This window comes from Pseudomonas sp. PIC25, from assembly GCF_002286785.1.
Lineage (GTDB): Bacteria > Pseudomonadota > Gammaproteobacteria > Pseudomonadales > Pseudomonadaceae > Pseudomonas_M.
On record NZ_MUJY01000067.1, the window covers coordinates 53921 to 69456 of the forward strand.

14 protein-coding genes are annotated in these 15536 nt (G+C 65.2%); 7 read left to right on the top strand and 7 right to left on the bottom strand.

The window, feature by feature from the left end; genetic code table 11:
- Window positions 1-181: 181 nt before the first annotated feature.
- From BZL41_RS08095 to BZL41_RS08110, 4 genes are all read right to left on the bottom strand, one after another.
- Window positions 182-1081 carry an acyltransferase gene (locus BZL41_RS08095; protein ID WP_095598814.1) on the bottom strand — a complete coding sequence of 300 codons (900 nt, stop codon included), beginning with the start codon at window positions 1079-1081 and terminating at the stop codon, window positions 182-184.
- A gap of 214 nt (window positions 1082-1295) precedes the next feature.
- Window positions 1296-3389, bottom strand: coding sequence for a phosphate acetyltransferase (gene pta, locus BZL41_RS08100; RefSeq protein ID WP_095598815.1), 2094 nt, complete (start codon window positions 3387-3389; stop codon window positions 1296-1298).
- Between the two features lie 81 nt (window positions 3390-3470).
- A complete protein-coding gene (locus BZL41_RS08105; RefSeq protein WP_095598816.1) occupies window positions 3471-4661 on the bottom strand; it encodes an acetate kinase in 1191 nt (396 codons plus the stop codon).
- The gene (locus tag BZL41_RS08110) at window positions 4661-4990 is read right to left on the bottom strand and encodes a DUF3565 domain-containing protein (protein WP_168190966.1); all 330 of its coding nucleotides are present in this window, start codon (window positions 4988-4990) and stop codon (window positions 4661-4663) included. The genes BZL41_RS08105 and BZL41_RS08110 overlap by 1 nt, the downstream gene beginning before the upstream one ends.
- On the opposite strand from BZL41_RS08110, the gene BZL41_RS08115 reads away from it, so the two are divergent.
- The 4 genes from BZL41_RS08115 (at window position 4959) to BZL41_RS08130 (ending at window position 7986) form a co-directional block, all read left to right on the top strand.
- The gene (locus tag BZL41_RS08115; RefSeq protein ID WP_084335611.1) at window positions 4959-5444 is read left to right on the top strand and encodes a peptidylprolyl isomerase; all 486 of its coding nucleotides are present in this window, start codon (window positions 4959-4961) and stop codon (window positions 5442-5444) included. The two genes, BZL41_RS08110 and BZL41_RS08115, sit on opposite strands and share 32 nt — an antisense overlap.
- 118 nt (window positions 5445-5562) lie before the next feature.
- The gene (locus tag BZL41_RS08120) at window positions 5563-6045 is read left to right on the top strand and encodes a glutathione peroxidase (protein ID WP_095598818.1); all 483 of its coding nucleotides are present in this window, start codon (window positions 5563-5565) and stop codon (window positions 6043-6045) included.
- A 186-nt stretch (window positions 6046-6231) separates the two neighbouring features.
- Window positions 6232-6825 carry a TetR/AcrR family transcriptional regulator gene (locus tag BZL41_RS08125; RefSeq protein WP_095598819.1) on the top strand — a complete coding sequence of 198 codons (594 nt, stop codon included), beginning with the start codon at window positions 6232-6234 and terminating at the stop codon, window positions 6823-6825.
- A gap of 57 nt (window positions 6826-6882) precedes the next feature.
- Window positions 6883-7986, top strand: a complete 1104-nt coding sequence (locus BZL41_RS08130; protein WP_095598820.1) for an NADH:flavin oxidoreductase — start codon at window positions 6883-6885, stop codon at window positions 7984-7986.
- Window positions 7987-8084: 98 nt separating this feature from the next.
- Here BZL41_RS08130 and BZL41_RS08135 read toward each other — a convergent pair whose 3' ends face one another.
- The 3 genes from BZL41_RS08135 to BZL41_RS08145 are packed head-to-tail and all read right to left on the bottom strand — an operon-like array spanning window position 8085 to window position 12068.
- Complete coding sequence (locus BZL41_RS08135) at window positions 8085-9299, bottom strand: glycosyltransferase family 1 protein (RefSeq protein WP_095598829.1); 1215 nt, start codon at window positions 9297-9299, stop codon at window positions 8085-8087.
- Window positions 9300-9320: 21 nt separating this feature from the next.
- A complete protein-coding gene (gene cysZ, locus BZL41_RS08140; protein ID WP_095598821.1) occupies window positions 9321-10070 on the bottom strand; it encodes a sulfate transporter CysZ in 750 nt (249 codons plus the stop codon).
- A gap of 33 nt (window positions 10071-10103) precedes the next feature.
- Complete coding sequence (locus BZL41_RS08145; protein WP_095598822.1) at window positions 10104-12068, bottom strand: diguanylate cyclase domain-containing protein; 1965 nt, start codon at window positions 12066-12068, stop codon at window positions 10104-10106.
- Window positions 12069-12301: 233 nt separating this feature from the next.
- On the opposite strand from BZL41_RS08145, the gene trxB reads away from it, so the two are divergent.
- The 3 genes from trxB to BZL41_RS08160 all read left to right on the top strand — a co-directional run.
- The gene (trxB, locus tag BZL41_RS08150) at window positions 12302-13249 is read left to right on the top strand and encodes a thioredoxin-disulfide reductase (RefSeq protein ID WP_095598823.1); all 948 of its coding nucleotides are present in this window, start codon (window positions 12302-12304) and stop codon (window positions 13247-13249) included.
- Window positions 13250-13450: 201 nt separating this feature from the next.
- Window positions 13451-15133, top strand: coding sequence for a ShlB/FhaC/HecB family hemolysin secretion/activation protein (locus BZL41_RS08155; protein WP_095598824.1), 1683 nt, complete (start codon window positions 13451-13453; stop codon window positions 15131-15133).
- A 34-nt stretch (window positions 15134-15167) separates the two neighbouring features.
- Window positions 15168-15536, top strand: a 369-nt coding sequence (locus BZL41_RS08160) for a filamentous hemagglutinin N-terminal domain-containing protein (RefSeq protein WP_143518043.1), incomplete at its 3' end; no start/stop codon positions are given.

Sequence of the window (15536 nt, forward strand, 5' to 3'; positions counted from 1 at the left end):
TTTGCGGGCGATTCACATGTTCGGCGATGCACCGATTCGCGAGCAGAGCTCGCTCCTACAGGTTTTCGAATCTCCGTGTGGGCCCATACCTGTAGCCCGGAGAAGCGAAGCGCAATCCGGGAGTGCGGATTCCCGCGTACAGAGAGTAAGCGCCAGCCCCGCGTTGCGAGGCTCCACGCCGTTACTCGCCAGCAGCGTGCAAGCGATCGAGCAGGGCGTCCTTGTCTTCCCACAGACGATTGACCCACTGCTGGAAGGCCAGGCGATAAGCCTCGTCCTGGTCATAGCTCTTGCCGATGAATTCGCGTGGGATCGGCAGTTCTTCGAAACGCACCACCACCTCGTCGAGCCCGCCGCTGAGCAGCGTCCAGAAGCTCGGATTGCCGCTGGGATAGTGGATGGTCACGTTGACCAGCGATTCCAGTTGCTCACCCATGGCATCGAGGACGAAGGCGATGCCGCCGGCCTTCGGCTTGAGCAGGTGGCGGAACGGCGATGCCTGTTCGGCATGCTTCTCGGGAGTGAAACGGGTGCCTTCGAGGAAGTTGAAGATGCCCACCGGGTTGTGGCGGAACTTGGCGCAGGCGCGGCGGGTGGTGGCCAGGTCCTTGCCTTTCTTCTCCGGGTGCTTGGCTAGGTAGGCCTTCGAATAGCGCTTCATGAACGGGAAATCCAGCGCCCACCAGCACAGGCCGATCACCGGGACCCAGATCAGCTCCTGCTTGAGGAAGAACTTCAACGGGCGGATGCGCCGGTTGAGGATGTATTGCAGCACCAGGATATCGGCCCAGCTCTGATGGTTGCTGGTGACCAGGTAGGAGTGCTGGTAGTCCAGCGGTTCCAGGCCCTGGATATCCCAGCGGGTCCGCCGCACCAGGGCCATCCAGCCCTTGTTGCAGCTGATCCAGGATTCCTGGATGAAGCTCATCGCCACATTGCACAGGCGCCGGGTCGGCCCGAAGGGCAGCAGAATCTTGAACAAGGTGACGGCGAACAGGGGCCAACACCAGAACAGGGTGTTCAGCGCCAGCAGCAAGCCGGCGAGCACACCGCGCAGGGCGGCGGGGAGAAAACTCAGCATGGTGCGGAGATGCCTTGGCTAAGGGCGCCTGCCTGCGAAGCCGCGCCGTGGGTCGGGCCGCTGTGCTCCCTCACGGCGGCGAATCGGGCGCCAAGGTTAACGGTTGTGCACTGAACTGCAAGCGCCATCACGGACCGGCAAGTCACGTTTTCCGGGGCCTGTCGGGCTGCGGGTCACCTGCGAAGCGCCCGTCCGGGCGCCTCGCGGGAGCGGTTCACGGCTTGGCCGCGGCCTGGATGGCGGTCAGGGCGATGGTGTAGACGATGTCGTCCACCAGGGCGCCGCGCGATAGGTCGTTCACCGGCTTGCGCAGGCCCTGCAGCATCGGGCCGACGCTGATGCAGTCGGCACTGCGCTGTACCGCCTTGTAGGTGGTGTTGCCAGTATTCAGGTCGGGGAACACGAACACCGTGGCGCGGCCGGCCACCGGGCTGTTCGGAGCCTTCTGCCGGCCGACGCTTTCGATGGCCGCCGCGTCGTACTGCAGCGGGCCGTCGATCAGCAGATCGGGGCGGCTGGCGCGGGCCAGGCGGGTGGCCTCGCGGACTTTCTCGACCTCCTCGCCGCTACCCGAATCGCCGGTGGAATAGCTGATCATCGCCACCCGCGGCGGAATGCCGAAGGCGGTGGCCGAGTCGGCGCTCTGGATGGCGATCTCGGCCAGCTCGGCGGCGCTCGGGTCGGGGTTCACCGCGCAGTCGCCATAGACCAGCACCTGGTCCGGCAGGAGCATGAAGAACACCGAGGACACCAGCTTGTAGCCGGGGGCGGTCTTGATCAGCTGCAAGGCCGGGCGGATGGTGTTGGCGGTGGTGTGGATGGCGCCGGACACCAGGCCGTCCACTTCATCCAGGGCCAACATCATGGTGCCGAGCACCACGCTGTCCTCGAGCTGGGCGGCGGCCATGGGCGCGTTCAGTCCCTTGCCCTTGCGCAGCTCGACCATGGGCTCGACGTAGCGCTCGCGGATCAGGTCCGGGTCGAGGATTTCCAGGTCCGGCGGTAGCACGATGCCTTGCGCTTGGGCGACGCCGTGTACGGCTTCCGGCTTGGCCAGCAGCACGCAGCGGGCGATGCCGCGCGCCTGACAGATCGCGGCGGCTTGTACGGTGCGCGGTTCGCTGCCTTCCGGCAGGACGATGCGCTTGTTGGCGGCCTGGGCGCGCTTGACCAGTTGATAGCGAAACGCCGGCGGCGACAGGCGCAGTTCGCGCGGGGTGCCGCAGCGCTGGCGCAGCCATTCGTGCTCGATGTGGCTGGCGACGTATTCGGTGACGTTCTCCGCCCGCTCGCGGTCGTCCACCGGGATTTCCTTGTTCAGCCGGTTGAGATTGGTGGCGGTGTCATAGGAGCCGGTGGACACGGTGAGCACCGGCAGACCGCTTTGCAGGGCACCCCGGCAGAGTTCCATGATGCGCGGGTCCGGCGGGAAATCGCTGCACAGCAGCAGGCCGGCCAGAGGCACGCCGTTCATCGCGGCGAGGCTGGTGGCGAGGATGATGTCGTCGCGATCGCCAGGGGTCACCACCAGAACGCCGGGTTTGAGCAGTTGCACCGTGTTGGGCACTGCGCGGGCGCAGAGGACGATCTTCAGCACACGGCGTTGCTCGTAGTCGCCGGCATTCAGCACCCGCGCGCCGAGCAGGTCGGCAACGTCGCGGGTACGCGGCGCGTTCAGCTCGTCGCGCCAGGGAATGCAGCCGATCAGGCGGAAGTCGTTGGCTTTCCTGAGCAACGGCGAGACCTCTTTCAGGCGGTTGGCGAAGGCGTCCACACCGTCGTCGCTGCGCACCTTGTTGAGAATCACGCCGAGCACCTTCGGGTCCTTCGGGCCGCCGAACAGTTGGGCCTGGATCTCGATACGGTCGGACAGTTCGTTGAGCGTCTCGCTCTCCGGCGCCGACACCAGGATCACGTCGGCGTCCAGGCTCTTGGCCAGGTGGAAGTTGACCCGTGCGGCATAGCTGGCGTGGCGGGTCGGCACCATGCCTTCGACCACCACCACGTCGTTACCCTCGGCTGCCTGTTGGTAGAGGCTGATGATTTCCTCCAGCAACTCGTCCAGATGGCCGTCGCCGAGCATGTGCTCGACCTGGGACAGCGGCAGCGGCTTGGGCGGGGTCAGGCCATGGGTGCGGGCGATCAGTTCGGTGGAGCGTTCCGGCCCTTCGTCGCCGGGGTGCGGCTGGGCAATCGGCTTGAAGAAACCGACCTTGAGGCCGGCGCGCTCCAGGGCGCGGACCAGGCCGAGGCTGATGGAGGTGAGACCGACGCCGAAGCCGGTGGGTGCGATGAAGAAGGTATGCATGTCGTGTCCTTGTGGGCGCGTTTTTGCACGCCCGTACTGTTTCTGCGAGGCAGGCGGGTAGCACGCCTCGCGGTTCTGCGATCAGTGGTCGAGCAGCGCCAGGGTATCCAGCGCGATCTGCCGTTCTTCGTTGGTCGGTACGACCAGTACGCGGGGCGTTCCATAAGCCTGGATGGCGCCGCCGACGCCGCGCACGCAACGCGCATTGGCCTCGTTGTCCAAGGACAGGCCGAACAGCCGCAGGTGGGCCACCGTCTTGCTGCGCACCAGCGGCGAGTTCTCGCCGATGCCACCGGTGAAGATCAGGCCGTCCAGTTGCGGCAGGGCGCAGCTCATGGCCGCCAGGGACTTCGCCAGGCGATAGCAGAACACCTCGATGGCCAGGGTGGCGCCGGCATGGCCCTGCTCGCGGGCCTTCTCCAGGCTGCGCATGTCGTTGGACAGCCCGGACAGCCCCTTGAGCCCGCTGTCGCGGTTGAGCATGCGGTCGATCTCTTCCAGGCTCCAGCCGAGGGTACGGTGCAGGTGGCTGTGGAGGTTGGGGTCGACGTCGCCGCTGCGGGTGCCCATCACCAGGCCCTCCAGCGGGGTCAGGCCCATGCTGGTGTCGCGGCTCTGGCCGTTGACGATGGCACAGGTGGAGCAGCCGTTGCCCAGGTGTGCCGACAGCCAGCTGCTGTCGCCCACCGACAGGCCGGCCATCTCCGCCGCGCGACGGCTGACGAAACGGTGGCTGGTGCCGTGGAAGCCATAGCGGCGTACGCCGTGCTCGCGGTACAGCGAATCCGGCAGGGCGTAGCGGTAGGCGTGCTCGGGCATCGTCTGGTGGAAGGCGGTATCGAACACCGCCACGTGCGGCAGGTTGGCGAACAGTTTCATCGCCGCCTCGATGCCTTGCAGGTTGGCCGGGTTGTGCAGCGGCGCCAGCGGCGCCGTGGCGTTGATTGCCGCCAGCACCTTCGGATCCAGGCGGGTAGCGGCGGTGAACAGCTCGCCACCGTGCACCACCCGGTGGCCGATGCCGTGCAGCTTGCCGCCGGCGGCGCCCTGCACCAGCGGCAGGAGTTGCGAGAGGGCGGCGCGGTGATCGCCGTTGGGAATGATCAGGCTATCCCGCTCGCCGCTGCCGCGCTGCCAGTGCAGCACCGCAACCGGCGAGCCGAGGCGTTCGGCGATCCCGCTGAGGGGAAATTGGGAGTGGGCTTCGTTGACCAGGGCGAACTTGATCGACGAACTGCCGCAGTTGATCACCAGAATGTTTCGAGCGGGCATCAGGAATCCTTATCGTGCAGACCTTGCGCACACCAGCCGCAAGGGAACAAATGGCCCAATTGCGCGTGCCGCTGCGCCGGATCGATCACCCACGGGCGCGATTGCCAGGGCGGTTGATGACGCAGATGCTGAGTATGGCCACAGGACAAGACTGCCACCCAATGACCGTCTTCATCCTGACGGAAGTCAACCAGCCGTGGTTCCGCCGTGTCCCGCCCGTCCGGGCTCGGTTCGCATTCCGTCGGGGGCGGGGTTACACTTGAGTGCTCATCTTTCTTTAGCAAAAGGTTCTGCCCCATGCCGATCGCCCGCAACAAGGCCGTTTCTATCGACTATACCCTGACCAACGATGCCGGTGAGGTGATCGATAGCTCCGCTGGCGGTGCGCCGCTGGTCTACCTGCATGGTGCAGGCAACATCATCGTCGGTCTGGAAAAGGCCCTCGAAGGCAAGCAGGCCGGTGACGAGATCACCGTCGCCATCGAGCCGGAAGACGCCTACGGCGAATACAGCGCCGAGCTGGTCGCGACCCTGAGCCGCGCCATGTTCGAAGGTGTCGACGAGCTGGAAGTCGGCATGCAGTTCCACGCCTCCGGCCCGGACGGCAGCATGCAGATCGTCACCATCCGCGACCTGGAAGGCGACGACGTGATCGTCGACGGCAACCATCCGCTGGCCGGCCAGCGTCTAAACTTCCAGGTCAAGGTTGTCGATGTACGTGACGCCACCGCGGAAGAGATCGCTCATGGCCATATCCATGGGGAAGGTGGTCATCATCACTGATGAATTTGGCTGCTAAGCTGAATTGACCGAGAAGGCGCCCACGGGCGCCTTTTTTGTCCGCCCGATTCGGCGAAAGCCGGGTGGTGGCCGGTCGGCGCATTGGAATAGGGAGTCTCTCATGAGTGCATTTCACGATCTCACGCTGCGTGCGCTGGATGGCAAGGAACTGCCGCTCGCGCCTTTCAAGGGCAAGTTGCTGCTGGTGGTCAATGTGGCTTCCAAATGTGGCCTGACGCCGCAATACGCGGGGCTGGAAAAGCTCTACCAGACCTACCGCGACCGAGGTTTCGTGGTGCTCGGGCTGCCCTGCAACCAGTTCGCCGGCCAGGAACCGGGCAGCGAGGATGAGATTCGCGAATTCTGCAGCCTCAACTACGGCGTGAGCTTCCCGCTCGGCAGCAAGCTGGATGTGAACGGACCGGGGCGGCACCCGCTGTATCGCCTGCTGGCTGGCGAAGGCGCCGAATTTCCCGGCGACATCACCTGGAATTTCGAGAAATTCCTCGTCGGTCCGGATGGGCGGGTGCTGGCGCGCTTCTCTCCTCGCACTGCCCCGGACGATCCCGCCTTGATCCAGGCCATCGAAAAGGCCCTGGGTTAGCAGGGCACTGTTTGTGTAGGAGCGAGCTTGCTCGCGAAAGGCACTGCCAGAGCTTCGCCAGCAGAGCTGGCTCCTACATTTGCAACGATGCCTGCTTGGGATTCGTGACGTTCCGCTCTTCTGACCCTTGATCACTCCCATCAATGATGCTGGGCGCGGCGAGACGACCGGTCATATGCTGCGCCCATGAACAGCAGCATTCGAAACGACAAGCGTGACCTGATCCTCGCCAAGGGCGCCGAGGTGATGACCCGTCGCGGCTATCACGGCACCGGCGTGCAGGAAATCGTCCAGGCCGCGAGCATTCCCAAGGGCTCCTTCTATCACTACTTCGCCAGCAAGGAAGACTTCGCCCTGCAGGCGTTGGAGTACCTCTACGGCCCGCGTCTGGAGCGCTATGCCCAGGCGCTGGCCGACCCGGCGTCGAGCCCGCGCGAGCGCATCCTGGCGTATTACCGCGACCTGCAGGCCCATTTCAGTCGGCAGGAGCGGCTCGAGTATTACTGCTTCATCGGCAGCCTGAGTTTCGAAATGGCCGAGTTGTCCCCGGCCATCGCCGCCGAGGTGGACAGGATTCTCCAACGCTCGGTGGACATCCTCCGCGGTTGCCTGGAAGAGGCCCAGGCGGCTGGCGAGCTGCCCGCCGAGGAAGACTGCGCGAACCTCGCCATGTTCATCACCCAGGCCTGGCAGGGCGCGCTGACCCGGCTCAAGGTCGGTGCCGGCCTGCTTCCCGTGAACGCTTTCATCACCCGGCTGGAACGTCTGCTCCGGCCCTGATCTTTCATTTGCCCAACGACGAGACGACCGGTCATCTGGCCGGCCCAAGGAGACAGCATGACCGCTCAAGCCCTGTTCCAACCCTTCCACCTTGGAGCCCTGGAGCTGCCGACCCGCGTGGTCATGGCGCCCATGACCCGCTCCTTCTCGCCGGGCGGCGTGCCCAATGCGCAGGTGGCCGAGTACTACCGCCGCCGCGCTGCCGCAGGGGTTGGCCTGATCGTCACCGAAGGCACCACGGTCGGCCATGCCGCTGCCAACGGCTATCCCAACGTGCCGCGTTTCTACGGCGAGGATGCCCTGGCCGGCTGGAAGCAGGTGGTCGATGCCGTCCACGCCGAAGGCGGCAAGATCGTGCCGCAGCTCTGGCACGTGGGTAATGTGCGCCGTCTCGGCACCGAGCCGGATGCCAGCGTGCCGGGCTATGGCCCGATGGAGAAACTCAAGGACGGCCAGGTGGTGGTGCACGGCATGACCAAGGCCGATATCCAGGACGTCATCGCCGCCTTCGCCCAGGCCGCGCGGGACGCCAAGGCCATCGGCATGGACGGCGTGGAAATCCACGGCGCCCACGGCTACCTGATCGACCAGTTCTTCTGGGAAGGCAGCAACCAACGCACCGACGAGTACGGCGGCAGCCTGGCCAATCGCTCGCGCTTCGCCATCGAGCTGATCCAGGCGGTGCGTGCCGCGGTCGGCCCCGACTATCCGATCATCTTCCGTTTCTCCCAGTGGAAGCAGCAGGACTACACCGCGCGCCTGGTGCAGACCCCCGAAGCCCTGGGCGAATTCCTCAAGCCACTGTGCGATGCCGGCGTGGATATCTTCCACTGTTCGACCCGCCGCTTCTGGGAACCGGAGTTCGAAGGCTCCGACCTCAACTTGGCTGGCTGGACCCGCCAGCTCACCGGAAAGCCGACCATCACCGTGGGCAGCGTTGGCCTTGACGGCGAATTCCTGCAATTCATGGTCAACACCGACAAGGTGGCCCAGCCGGCGAATATCGAAGGATTGCTGGAGCGCCTTAACAAGCAGGAGTTCGACCTGGTGGCCGTGGGCCGCGCCCTGTTGGTCGATCCGGACTGGGCGCTGAAGGTCCGCGACGGTCGTCTGCAGGACATCCTGCCGTTCAGTCGCGAGGCGCTGAAGACGCTGGTGTGAGGTAAGTGCGTAGGGGCGAATTTATTCGCCCCGGTTCTCTGACGGTTCGCCAGCAGAGCTGGCGCCTACGCAACGCGTGGATTCACTTCACAGCTCGCCTACCGGATCCTCTGATCCGCCCCGCCCGTCACCGGCATCTCCGCCGGTGCGGCGCGGGCACTGTGCAGGTGTTGTTCGAACTGCCGGACAATGGCCGCCCAACCTTGGCGGTTGGCGTGCTGGCGGGCGTTCAGGCGGACCCGGCGCAGGGTTTCGTCATCTTCCAGCAGCCAACGCGCGGCATCGATGAAGCCCTCCTCGTCGCCAGGCACCGCCAGCGCGCCGTTATGCCCGTGGCGGATGTGCTGGGCCGCCGCGGCCTGGTCGTAGGCCACCACGCCAAGGCCGGAGGCGAGGGCCTCCAGCACCACATTGCCGAAGGTTTCGGACAGGCTCGGGAAGAGGAACAGATCGCCCGAGGCATAGTGCTCGGCCAGGGGTTCGCCCCGCTGCAACCCGCAGAACAGGGCGTCCGGCATGGCCTGCTGCAACGCCGCGCGCTGCGGCCCGTCGCCGACCAGGATCAGCTTCAGCCGGCGCTGTGGATAACGTTGCCGCAAGGCGCGGAAGCAGCGGTCGAGCAGGCCGAGGTTCTTCTCCGCCGCCAACCGGCCGACATGGATCACCGCGATGTCGTCTTCTCCCAGCCCCCACTGTTCGCGTAGCGCGGCGCTGCGCCGGGAGGGATGGAACAACTGGCCATCGACGCCCCGGGCGAGCAGGGCGATGCGTTCGAAGCCGCGACGTTCCAGCTCGATGCACTGGCTGGCGCTGGGGACCAGGGTCAGGCGGGTGCGGTTGTGAAACCAGCGCAGGTAATTGGTCACCAACCGGGTCAGCAGGCCCAAGCCATAGTGGCTGCTGTATTGCTGGAAATTGGTGTGAAAGCCACTGACCACCGGGATATCCAGCCGCCGCGCCGCGCGCAGCGCGGACAACCCGAGCGGGCCTTCGGTGGCGATGTAGAGCACGTCCGGTCGACGGCGCTTCCAGCGGCGCAACAGCTTGTGCAGGGAAGACTGCCCCCATTGCAGGCCGGGATAACCCACCAGTGGCCAACCTCGGGTCAGCAACAGTTCATCGTCGCTGTGGCGGCCCTGATCGGTGCTCTGCCGGGGGCGCACCAATTGCAGGGTGTGGCCTTGCTCGCGCAGGCCGGCGCAGAGGCGTCCCAGGGTATTGGCGACGCCGTTGATTTCCGGAGGGAAGGTTTCGCTGACGAGAGCGATGTGCAGGGGAGTCGGGCTCATGACGCCAGTCTCGACCGGCGTCATGTAGGCCATGTGAAGGTTGTATTACCGAATCGTGACAGCCTTGTCCCCATCCTCGCGCACCCAGAACAAGGTCGCCCCGGCCACCGCCGCCGGCATCATCAGGATGTTGACGAAGGGGATCAGCAGCGCCAGGTACACGGCCCCGCCGAAGCCCAGGCTCTGCCAGCGTTTCTCGCGCAGCCAGGCGAGCATCTCGTTCCAGCCCAGCTTGTGGTTGTCGGCCGGGTAGTCGATGTACTGCACGGCCATCATCCAGACGCCGAACAGAATCCAGAGCGGCGCGGCAATCAGGTTGACGCCGGGGATGAAGGAAAGAATCAGCAGGCCGATGGCGCGCGGCAGGAAATAGCCCAGCTTGCGCATCTCCCGACCGATGGTGCGCGGCACCATGGCTATCAGCTCGGCCCAGCGGAACGGCGGGAAGTCGTCGCGGCCGCGGGCCACCACTTCCACTTTCTCGGCGAGAAAGCCGTTGAACGGCGCAGCGATGAAGGTCGCCAGCAGGTTGAAGGTGAAGAACATAATCACCAGCACCAGCAGGACGAACAACGGCCAGAGGATGTACTGCAGAAAGCTCAGCCATTCCGGCAGGCTCGGCAGCAGGCTATCCACCCAGCCGCTGAACTGCTGTACCGCTAGCACGATCAGGCCGGTGAACAGAATCAGATTGATGGTCAGCGGCAGCAGCACGAACAGCCGCAGGCCGGGACGCAGCACGAGTTTGAGGCCCTCGCTCAGGTATTGCGGGCCGGTCAGCGCGGAAGGGGGCATGGACGTCTCTCGTACGGTGGAAACGCGCCGACCTTACCGGCTTTGCGGATGCGTTGAAAGCCTCGGCGGATGATAGAGAAATGCGCAGTTGCGCTGCCGTTTAGCCTGGTACATGGCGCTGTCGGCCGCCTTGATCAGGCTTTCCGCGTCCTGCGCATGGGTGGGGAAGAGGGCGATGCCGACACTCGGCGTTACGAAGTCGATGACGTGTCCTCCCAGCGTGAAGGGCGCATCCAGTACCTTCACCAGGCGCAGGGCGAGTCCGGAGGCCGAGTCGCCATCCGAGCCGGGCAGCAGCAGGGTGAACTCGTCGCCGCCCAGGCGATAGAGCCGGTCCGGCTGGCGCAGCGCGCCGCGCAAGCGGTCGGCGATGGCCACCAGCAGGGCATCGCCGATGTCGTGGCCGAAGCGGTCGTTGACTTCCTTGAACCTGTCCAGGTCCAGGTACAGCAGGGCCAGCGAGGATTGCTGGCGTTGCGCGAGTTCCAGGGCGTCCTTGAGCTGCTCGCTGAAGGCCTTGCGATTGCCCAGGTTGGTCAACGGGTCGCGGTAGGCCATGTCGAGCAATTGGTTCTGGTAGGCCATCTGCGCGGTGATGTCGCGCAGGATGCCGCGGAAGCCGGCGAACTGGCCCTGCATGTCCTGAATGATGGAAAAGCGCGTTTCGAAGTGGCCGAGATTGCCGTCGCGGCGCTTGAAGGACGAGGTGAAAATGGGCTTTCCCCCACGGAGCGCCTCGGCGAACTGTTTTTTTGCGCGCTCGACATCGGGGTCGCCGAGTATCTCGCGGTAGGAGCGGCCAACGATCTGGTCCGGGGAATAGCCGAACAGGTCGCACAGGGCCTGGTTGGCCGCGCGCAGTGTGCCCCTGGCGTCGATCTCGAAATAGGCGTCCTGGATGCTGTCGAGGATCAGCCGGTCGCGGGCTTCGCTCTGTTGCAGGCGTTCGAGCATCCGGTTGAGTTCGCGGGAAAGCTGGCCCAGTTCGTCCTTGCCGAGATCGCCGATGCGGGCGGTGCGGGCATCGTGGCCGATGGCGGCGACTTCGCGATTCAGGCGCATGATGCGGCGCAGCACGCCGAACTCCAGGGCCAGGTAGGCCAGCAGCAAGGCGGCGACGGCCACGGAGACGGAGATATAAAGGAAGAAGCCGATTGCCTGCTTGCCCCCTTGGTACAGCACGCGGGGCTTGGTCAGGCCGAAGAGCAGCTCCGGCTCGCCCGCGGCATTGCGGTAAAGCAGTTGCATCGATTGCGCCTGCCCTTCGACCTTGCGCGGGCTGATCTGGACCGGGGCGTTGTGGTCGCTGTCTTCGATCAGGAAAGGCCAGCCAATCTCGGTCTTGTCGGGTGGCAGCAGCTCCAGCTTCGCGTCGATCAGGCTGAGATGGGTGTCCAGGTGCTCGGTGCCGAGGAAGCGCCCGGCGACGATGGCGCCCAAGGGCGGGGCCTTGGCCTGGTTGTCGGTGATGGCGGCCGAGACCAGGATCAGCGGCACGTTCCGGATCAGCGAGAGCTGGGCAACGCTGTGCAGAGGGTCGCCCCGGTTGTCCACTGCGCCGAGCCGCACGGCATGCAGGACGATGGCCTGCTGGAGCACGGCGACGTCTATGTTCTGGGGGCGGGCGGCGCCTTCCAGCTCGTGCTCGACCCAGCGCTCGGCCAGGACCTTCCCCGACGGATCGAGGTAGAGCATGAAGTCGAGTCCCATGTTGTGGACCGACTCTTCATCCAGGTTGCCTTCGATGAATTCGGGGTCGGGCTCGCGCATGTAATCCAGGCTTTCCGACCACCAGGCATAGCTGCGGGCGAGGTCGAGGGTATTGCCGGTTTCGAAGCGCATCAGGCTGTGCAGGCGAACCACTTCCTGGCGCAGAGCGGTGGCGTCCTGTTGGTCGAATCGTTTCAGCAGAATGCGATCGGCCAGTAGATAGACGGTCGCCAGGGTGAGCGTCACGAGGGGGGCAAGCAGCCAGAACAACCGGTTGCGTAGAAGCATGCAGAGACCTGAATCCGTCGTTGCAAGCAGTATAGCCAGCATCCACCTAATAAATAGCAGCCACCTATTGGGAGGATTGAGAAAGGAAATTTCTTCAATCGAAGCCGGATGGCTACCCTGGCACCACGTTTCGGACCCTTTCCCGTTTATGGGCTGCCCGCTCCTCAAGCCTTCCCCTAGCGCTTATGGTCAGCCCTTTTTATTTACCGGCCGTCGCCGGAAGGAGCTTCACCATGCCAGCGGTACGTCATGCCCGCGTCATCATTCTCGGTTCCGGCCCTGCCGGCTACACCGCGGCGGTCTATGCCGCGCGTGCCAACCTCAAGCCGCTGCTGATCACCGGCCTGCAGGCCGGCGGTCAGCTCACCACCACCACCGAGGTCGACAACTGGCCGGGCGATCCCCATGGCCTGACCGGCCCGGCGCTGATGCAGCGTATGCAGGAACACGCCGCGCGCTTCGAGACCGAGATCGTCTTCGACCATATCCATGGCGTCGACCTGGCTGGCCGGCCATTCACCCTCAAGGGCGACAGCGGCACCTACACCTGCGACGCACTGATCATCGCCACCGGCGCCAGCGCCCGTTACCTGGGGCTGCCCTCGGAGCAGGCGTTCATGGGCAAGGGCGTATCCGCCTGCGCCACCTGCGACGGCTTCTTCTACCGCAATCGCGACGTGGCGGTGGTTGGTGGCGGTAACACGGCGGTCGAAGAGGCGTTGTACCTGGCCAACATCGCCCGCAAGGTGACCCTGGTGCACCGCCGCGATAGCTTCCGCGCCGAGAAAATCCTGCAGGACAAGCTGATGGCCCGCGTCGCCGAGGGCAAGATCGAGCTGAAGCTCAATGCCGAGGTCGACGAGGTGCTGGGCGATGACATGGGCGTCACCGGCGTGCGCGTGAAGATGCTGGACGGCAGCCGCGAAGACTTGAAAGTGGATGGCCTGTTCGTCGCCATCGGCCATACCCCGAACACCTCCCTGTTCGAAGGCCAGTTGGCGCTCAAGGACGGCTACCTGGTGGTCAACGGCGGTCGCGAAGGTAATGCCACGGCCACCAGCGTGCCGGGCGTCTTCGCCGCTGGCGACGTGGCCGACCACGTCTACCGCCAGGCGATCACTTCCGCCGGGGCTGGCTGCATGGCCGCGCTGGATGTGGAGCGCTATCTCGACGCGCTTTGAGCCTGAGGGCGAAGTAAAAGCCCCGCTGACGACCTTGGCGGGGCTTTTTAGTTTTGTTTTTTTTCGTGCGCTTGGTCTCATTTTTGATACAGAACAGGACCGTCTAGGGATTTCCCGATTGTCTCGCCCATAGGCTAGTAGAAGAATTGCCACCCTTTGATGTTGGAGTGCCACTAGTAGTCTCCAAGGAATGGGTGGTCAATGTTCAGGTTGTCGTTTGTATTCTTCGTTCTTTGCTCCGTTTCACTTCATGCCGCTGAACCCCTCCCCGGTGACCGCGACCTGATCCGCGACCGCCAGGAGCGCGTGCTCGAAGAGCAGCGCAAGCGCCTGGAAGAGCTGCAACAGTTGCCCGGTCGCGAAGCGCCGGTCGAGCCTGCCGCGCCGGTCGTCGACGAATCCTGCTTCGAAATCCGGCGCATCGACCTCAAGGGTGCCACCCTGATTTCCCCGGCCCAGCAGCGCGAACTGCTGGCCCCCTTCGAACAGCGCTGCCTCGGCGCCAGCCAGCTCAACGAGCTGCTCAAGGCCATCACCCAGCACTACATCGATCGCGGCTACGTGACCTCCCGCGCCTACCTGCCGCAGCAGGATCTGGCCGACGGCGAGTTGGAGGTGTTGGTGGTGGAAGGCCGCCTCGAAGGGCTGGATTCCTCTGCCGTGGCCAGCGAGCGCGAGCTGGCCCTGGCCTTCCCCGGACGCGAAGGCGAACCGCTCAACCTGCGCGAGCTGGAACAACTGGTCGACCAGCTCGGCCGGCTGCCGTCGCGCCAGGCACAACTGGAACTGATCCCCGGCGAGGCGGTGGGCGGCAGCCGCGTGCAGCTCAAGGGCGAGGCGGAAAAACCCTGGCGCGCCAGCCTGGCCCGGCATAACGACGGCGAAGCCAGCACCGGCGAACAGCAATGGGGCCTGGGCCTGGACTGGGACAGCCCGCTGGGCCTGGCCGACCAGCTCAACCTGCGCGCCGGCCGCGACGCGGTGAGCGACAGCCACCGCCAGTCCAACAGCCAGAGCCTCGCCTACAGCCTGCCCTACGGCTGGTGGACCTTTCGCTACAGCTACAGCCAGAGCGACTACCGCACCCTCAACGACGCCAACGGCTTCGCCTTCCAACTGGACGGCGACAGCCGCAGCCACCAGCTCGGTGCAGAGCGCGTGCTGCACCGCGACAACGTGAGCAAGACCGCCGCCAGCCTCGGCGTCAGCCACCTGCGCACCCGCAACTACATCGAGGACTCCCTGGTCGACGTCTCCAGTCAGCGCCTCTCCGAAGGCCAACTCGGCTTCAACCACGGCCGACGCATCGGCAGCGCCTTCGTCAACCTCGACCTCGGCTGGCAGCATGGCATCGGTGCTTTCGATGCCCAGCAGAACGACCACCCGTGGGGCGGCCAGCCGGTCGCCCGCTACGACAAATACAGCCTCACCGCCAGCTACCTGCAACCGTTCCGGCTGTGGGACGAGTCCTTCAGCTTCGACAGCCTGATCAACGGCCAGCGCAGCGAAGACGTCCTGTTCGGCCCGCAGCGCATCAGCCTGGGCGGGCTCTCCTCGGTGCGCGGCTTCAAGGAACAATCCCTCTCCGGCGACAGCGGCGGCTACTGGCGCAACCAACTGCGCTGGCGCCGGCCGGTGGGCTGGGAGCCGCTGCGGCCCTTCGTGCAGGAATACGGCCTGGCCTTCGCCTACGATCTCGGCGTCATCCACGGCAACCGCCACAACCAAGGCCAGAGCGGCCGGCTCAGCGGCAACGCCGTCGAACTGTCGGCGCGTGGCCAACACCTGGCGGCCACGGTCACCTTCGCCCACTCCCTGGAGCGGCCCGACGCCATCGAGCACCGTGAGCACCCGGTGTACTTCCGGCTCGACCTCTTCTTCTGATTTTTCCGATTCGCTGTAGGCAGGAGTTTCCCGCATGGACGTCCGTCGCCCCTTCTTCCAGAACATCGCCCTCATCCTCAGCGGCGTACTGTTCCTCAACCCCATCGTCGCCACCGCGGCGGACCTGGCGGTGGCGGCCGGCAGCGGCGCCACGCTGACCCAGGCGGGCAACGGCGTGCCGGTGGTTAACATCGCCAAGCCCAACGGCAATGGCCTCTCGCACAATAAATTCAGCGAGCTGAACGTTGGCCAGCAGGGCCTGATCCTCAACAACGCCACCAACGCCACGCAAAGCACCCAGCTCGGCGGCATCATCCTCGGCAACGCGAACCTCCAGGGCCAGGCGGCGGGCCTGATCCTCAACGAAGTCACCGGCGGCAACCCCAGCCAGCTCGAGGGCTAC

Excerpts from the sequence above, each read along its gene's own strand:
- BZL41_RS08145 (WP_095598822.1), bottom strand. The coding sequence starts at position 12,068 with ATGCTTCTACGCAACCGGTTGTTCTGGCTGCTTGCCCCCCTCGTGACG.
- BZL41_RS08130 (WP_095598820.1), top strand. The coding sequence starts at position 6,883 with ATGACCGCTCAAGCCCTGTTCCAACCCTTCCACCTTGGAGCCCTGGAG.
- BZL41_RS08115 (WP_084335611.1), top strand. The coding sequence starts at position 4,959 with ATGCCGATCGCCCGCAACAAGGCCGTTTCTATCGACTATACCCTGACC.
- cysZ (WP_095598821.1), bottom strand. The coding sequence starts at position 10,070 with ATGCCCCCTTCCGCGCTGACCGGCCCGCAATACCTGAGCGAGGGCCTC.
- BZL41_RS08120 (WP_095598818.1), top strand. The coding sequence starts at position 5,563 with ATGAGTGCATTTCACGATCTCACGCTGCGTGCGCTGGATGGCAAGGAA.
- BZL41_RS08155 (WP_095598824.1), top strand. The coding sequence starts at position 13,451 with ATGTTCAGGTTGTCGTTTGTATTCTTCGTTCTTTGCTCCGTTTCACTT.
- pta (WP_095598815.1), bottom strand. The coding sequence starts at position 3,389 with ATGCATACCTTCTTCATCGCACCCACCGGCTTCGGCGTCGGTCTCACC.
- trxB (WP_095598823.1), top strand. The coding sequence starts at position 12,302 with ATGCCAGCGGTACGTCATGCCCGCGTCATCATTCTCGGTTCCGGCCCT.
- BZL41_RS08125 (WP_095598819.1), top strand. The coding sequence starts at position 6,232 with ATGAACAGCAGCATTCGAAACGACAAGCGTGACCTGATCCTCGCCAAG.
- BZL41_RS08105 (WP_095598816.1), bottom strand. The coding sequence starts at position 4,661 with ATGCCCGCTCGAAACATTCTGGTGATCAACTGCGGCAGTTCGTCGATC.
- BZL41_RS08095 (WP_095598814.1), bottom strand. The coding sequence starts at position 1,081 with ATGCTGAGTTTTCTCCCCGCCGCCCTGCGCGGTGTGCTCGCCGGCTTG.
- BZL41_RS08135 (WP_095598829.1), bottom strand. The coding sequence starts at position 9,299 with ATGACGCCGGTCGAGACTGGCGTCATGAGCCCGACTCCCCTGCACATC.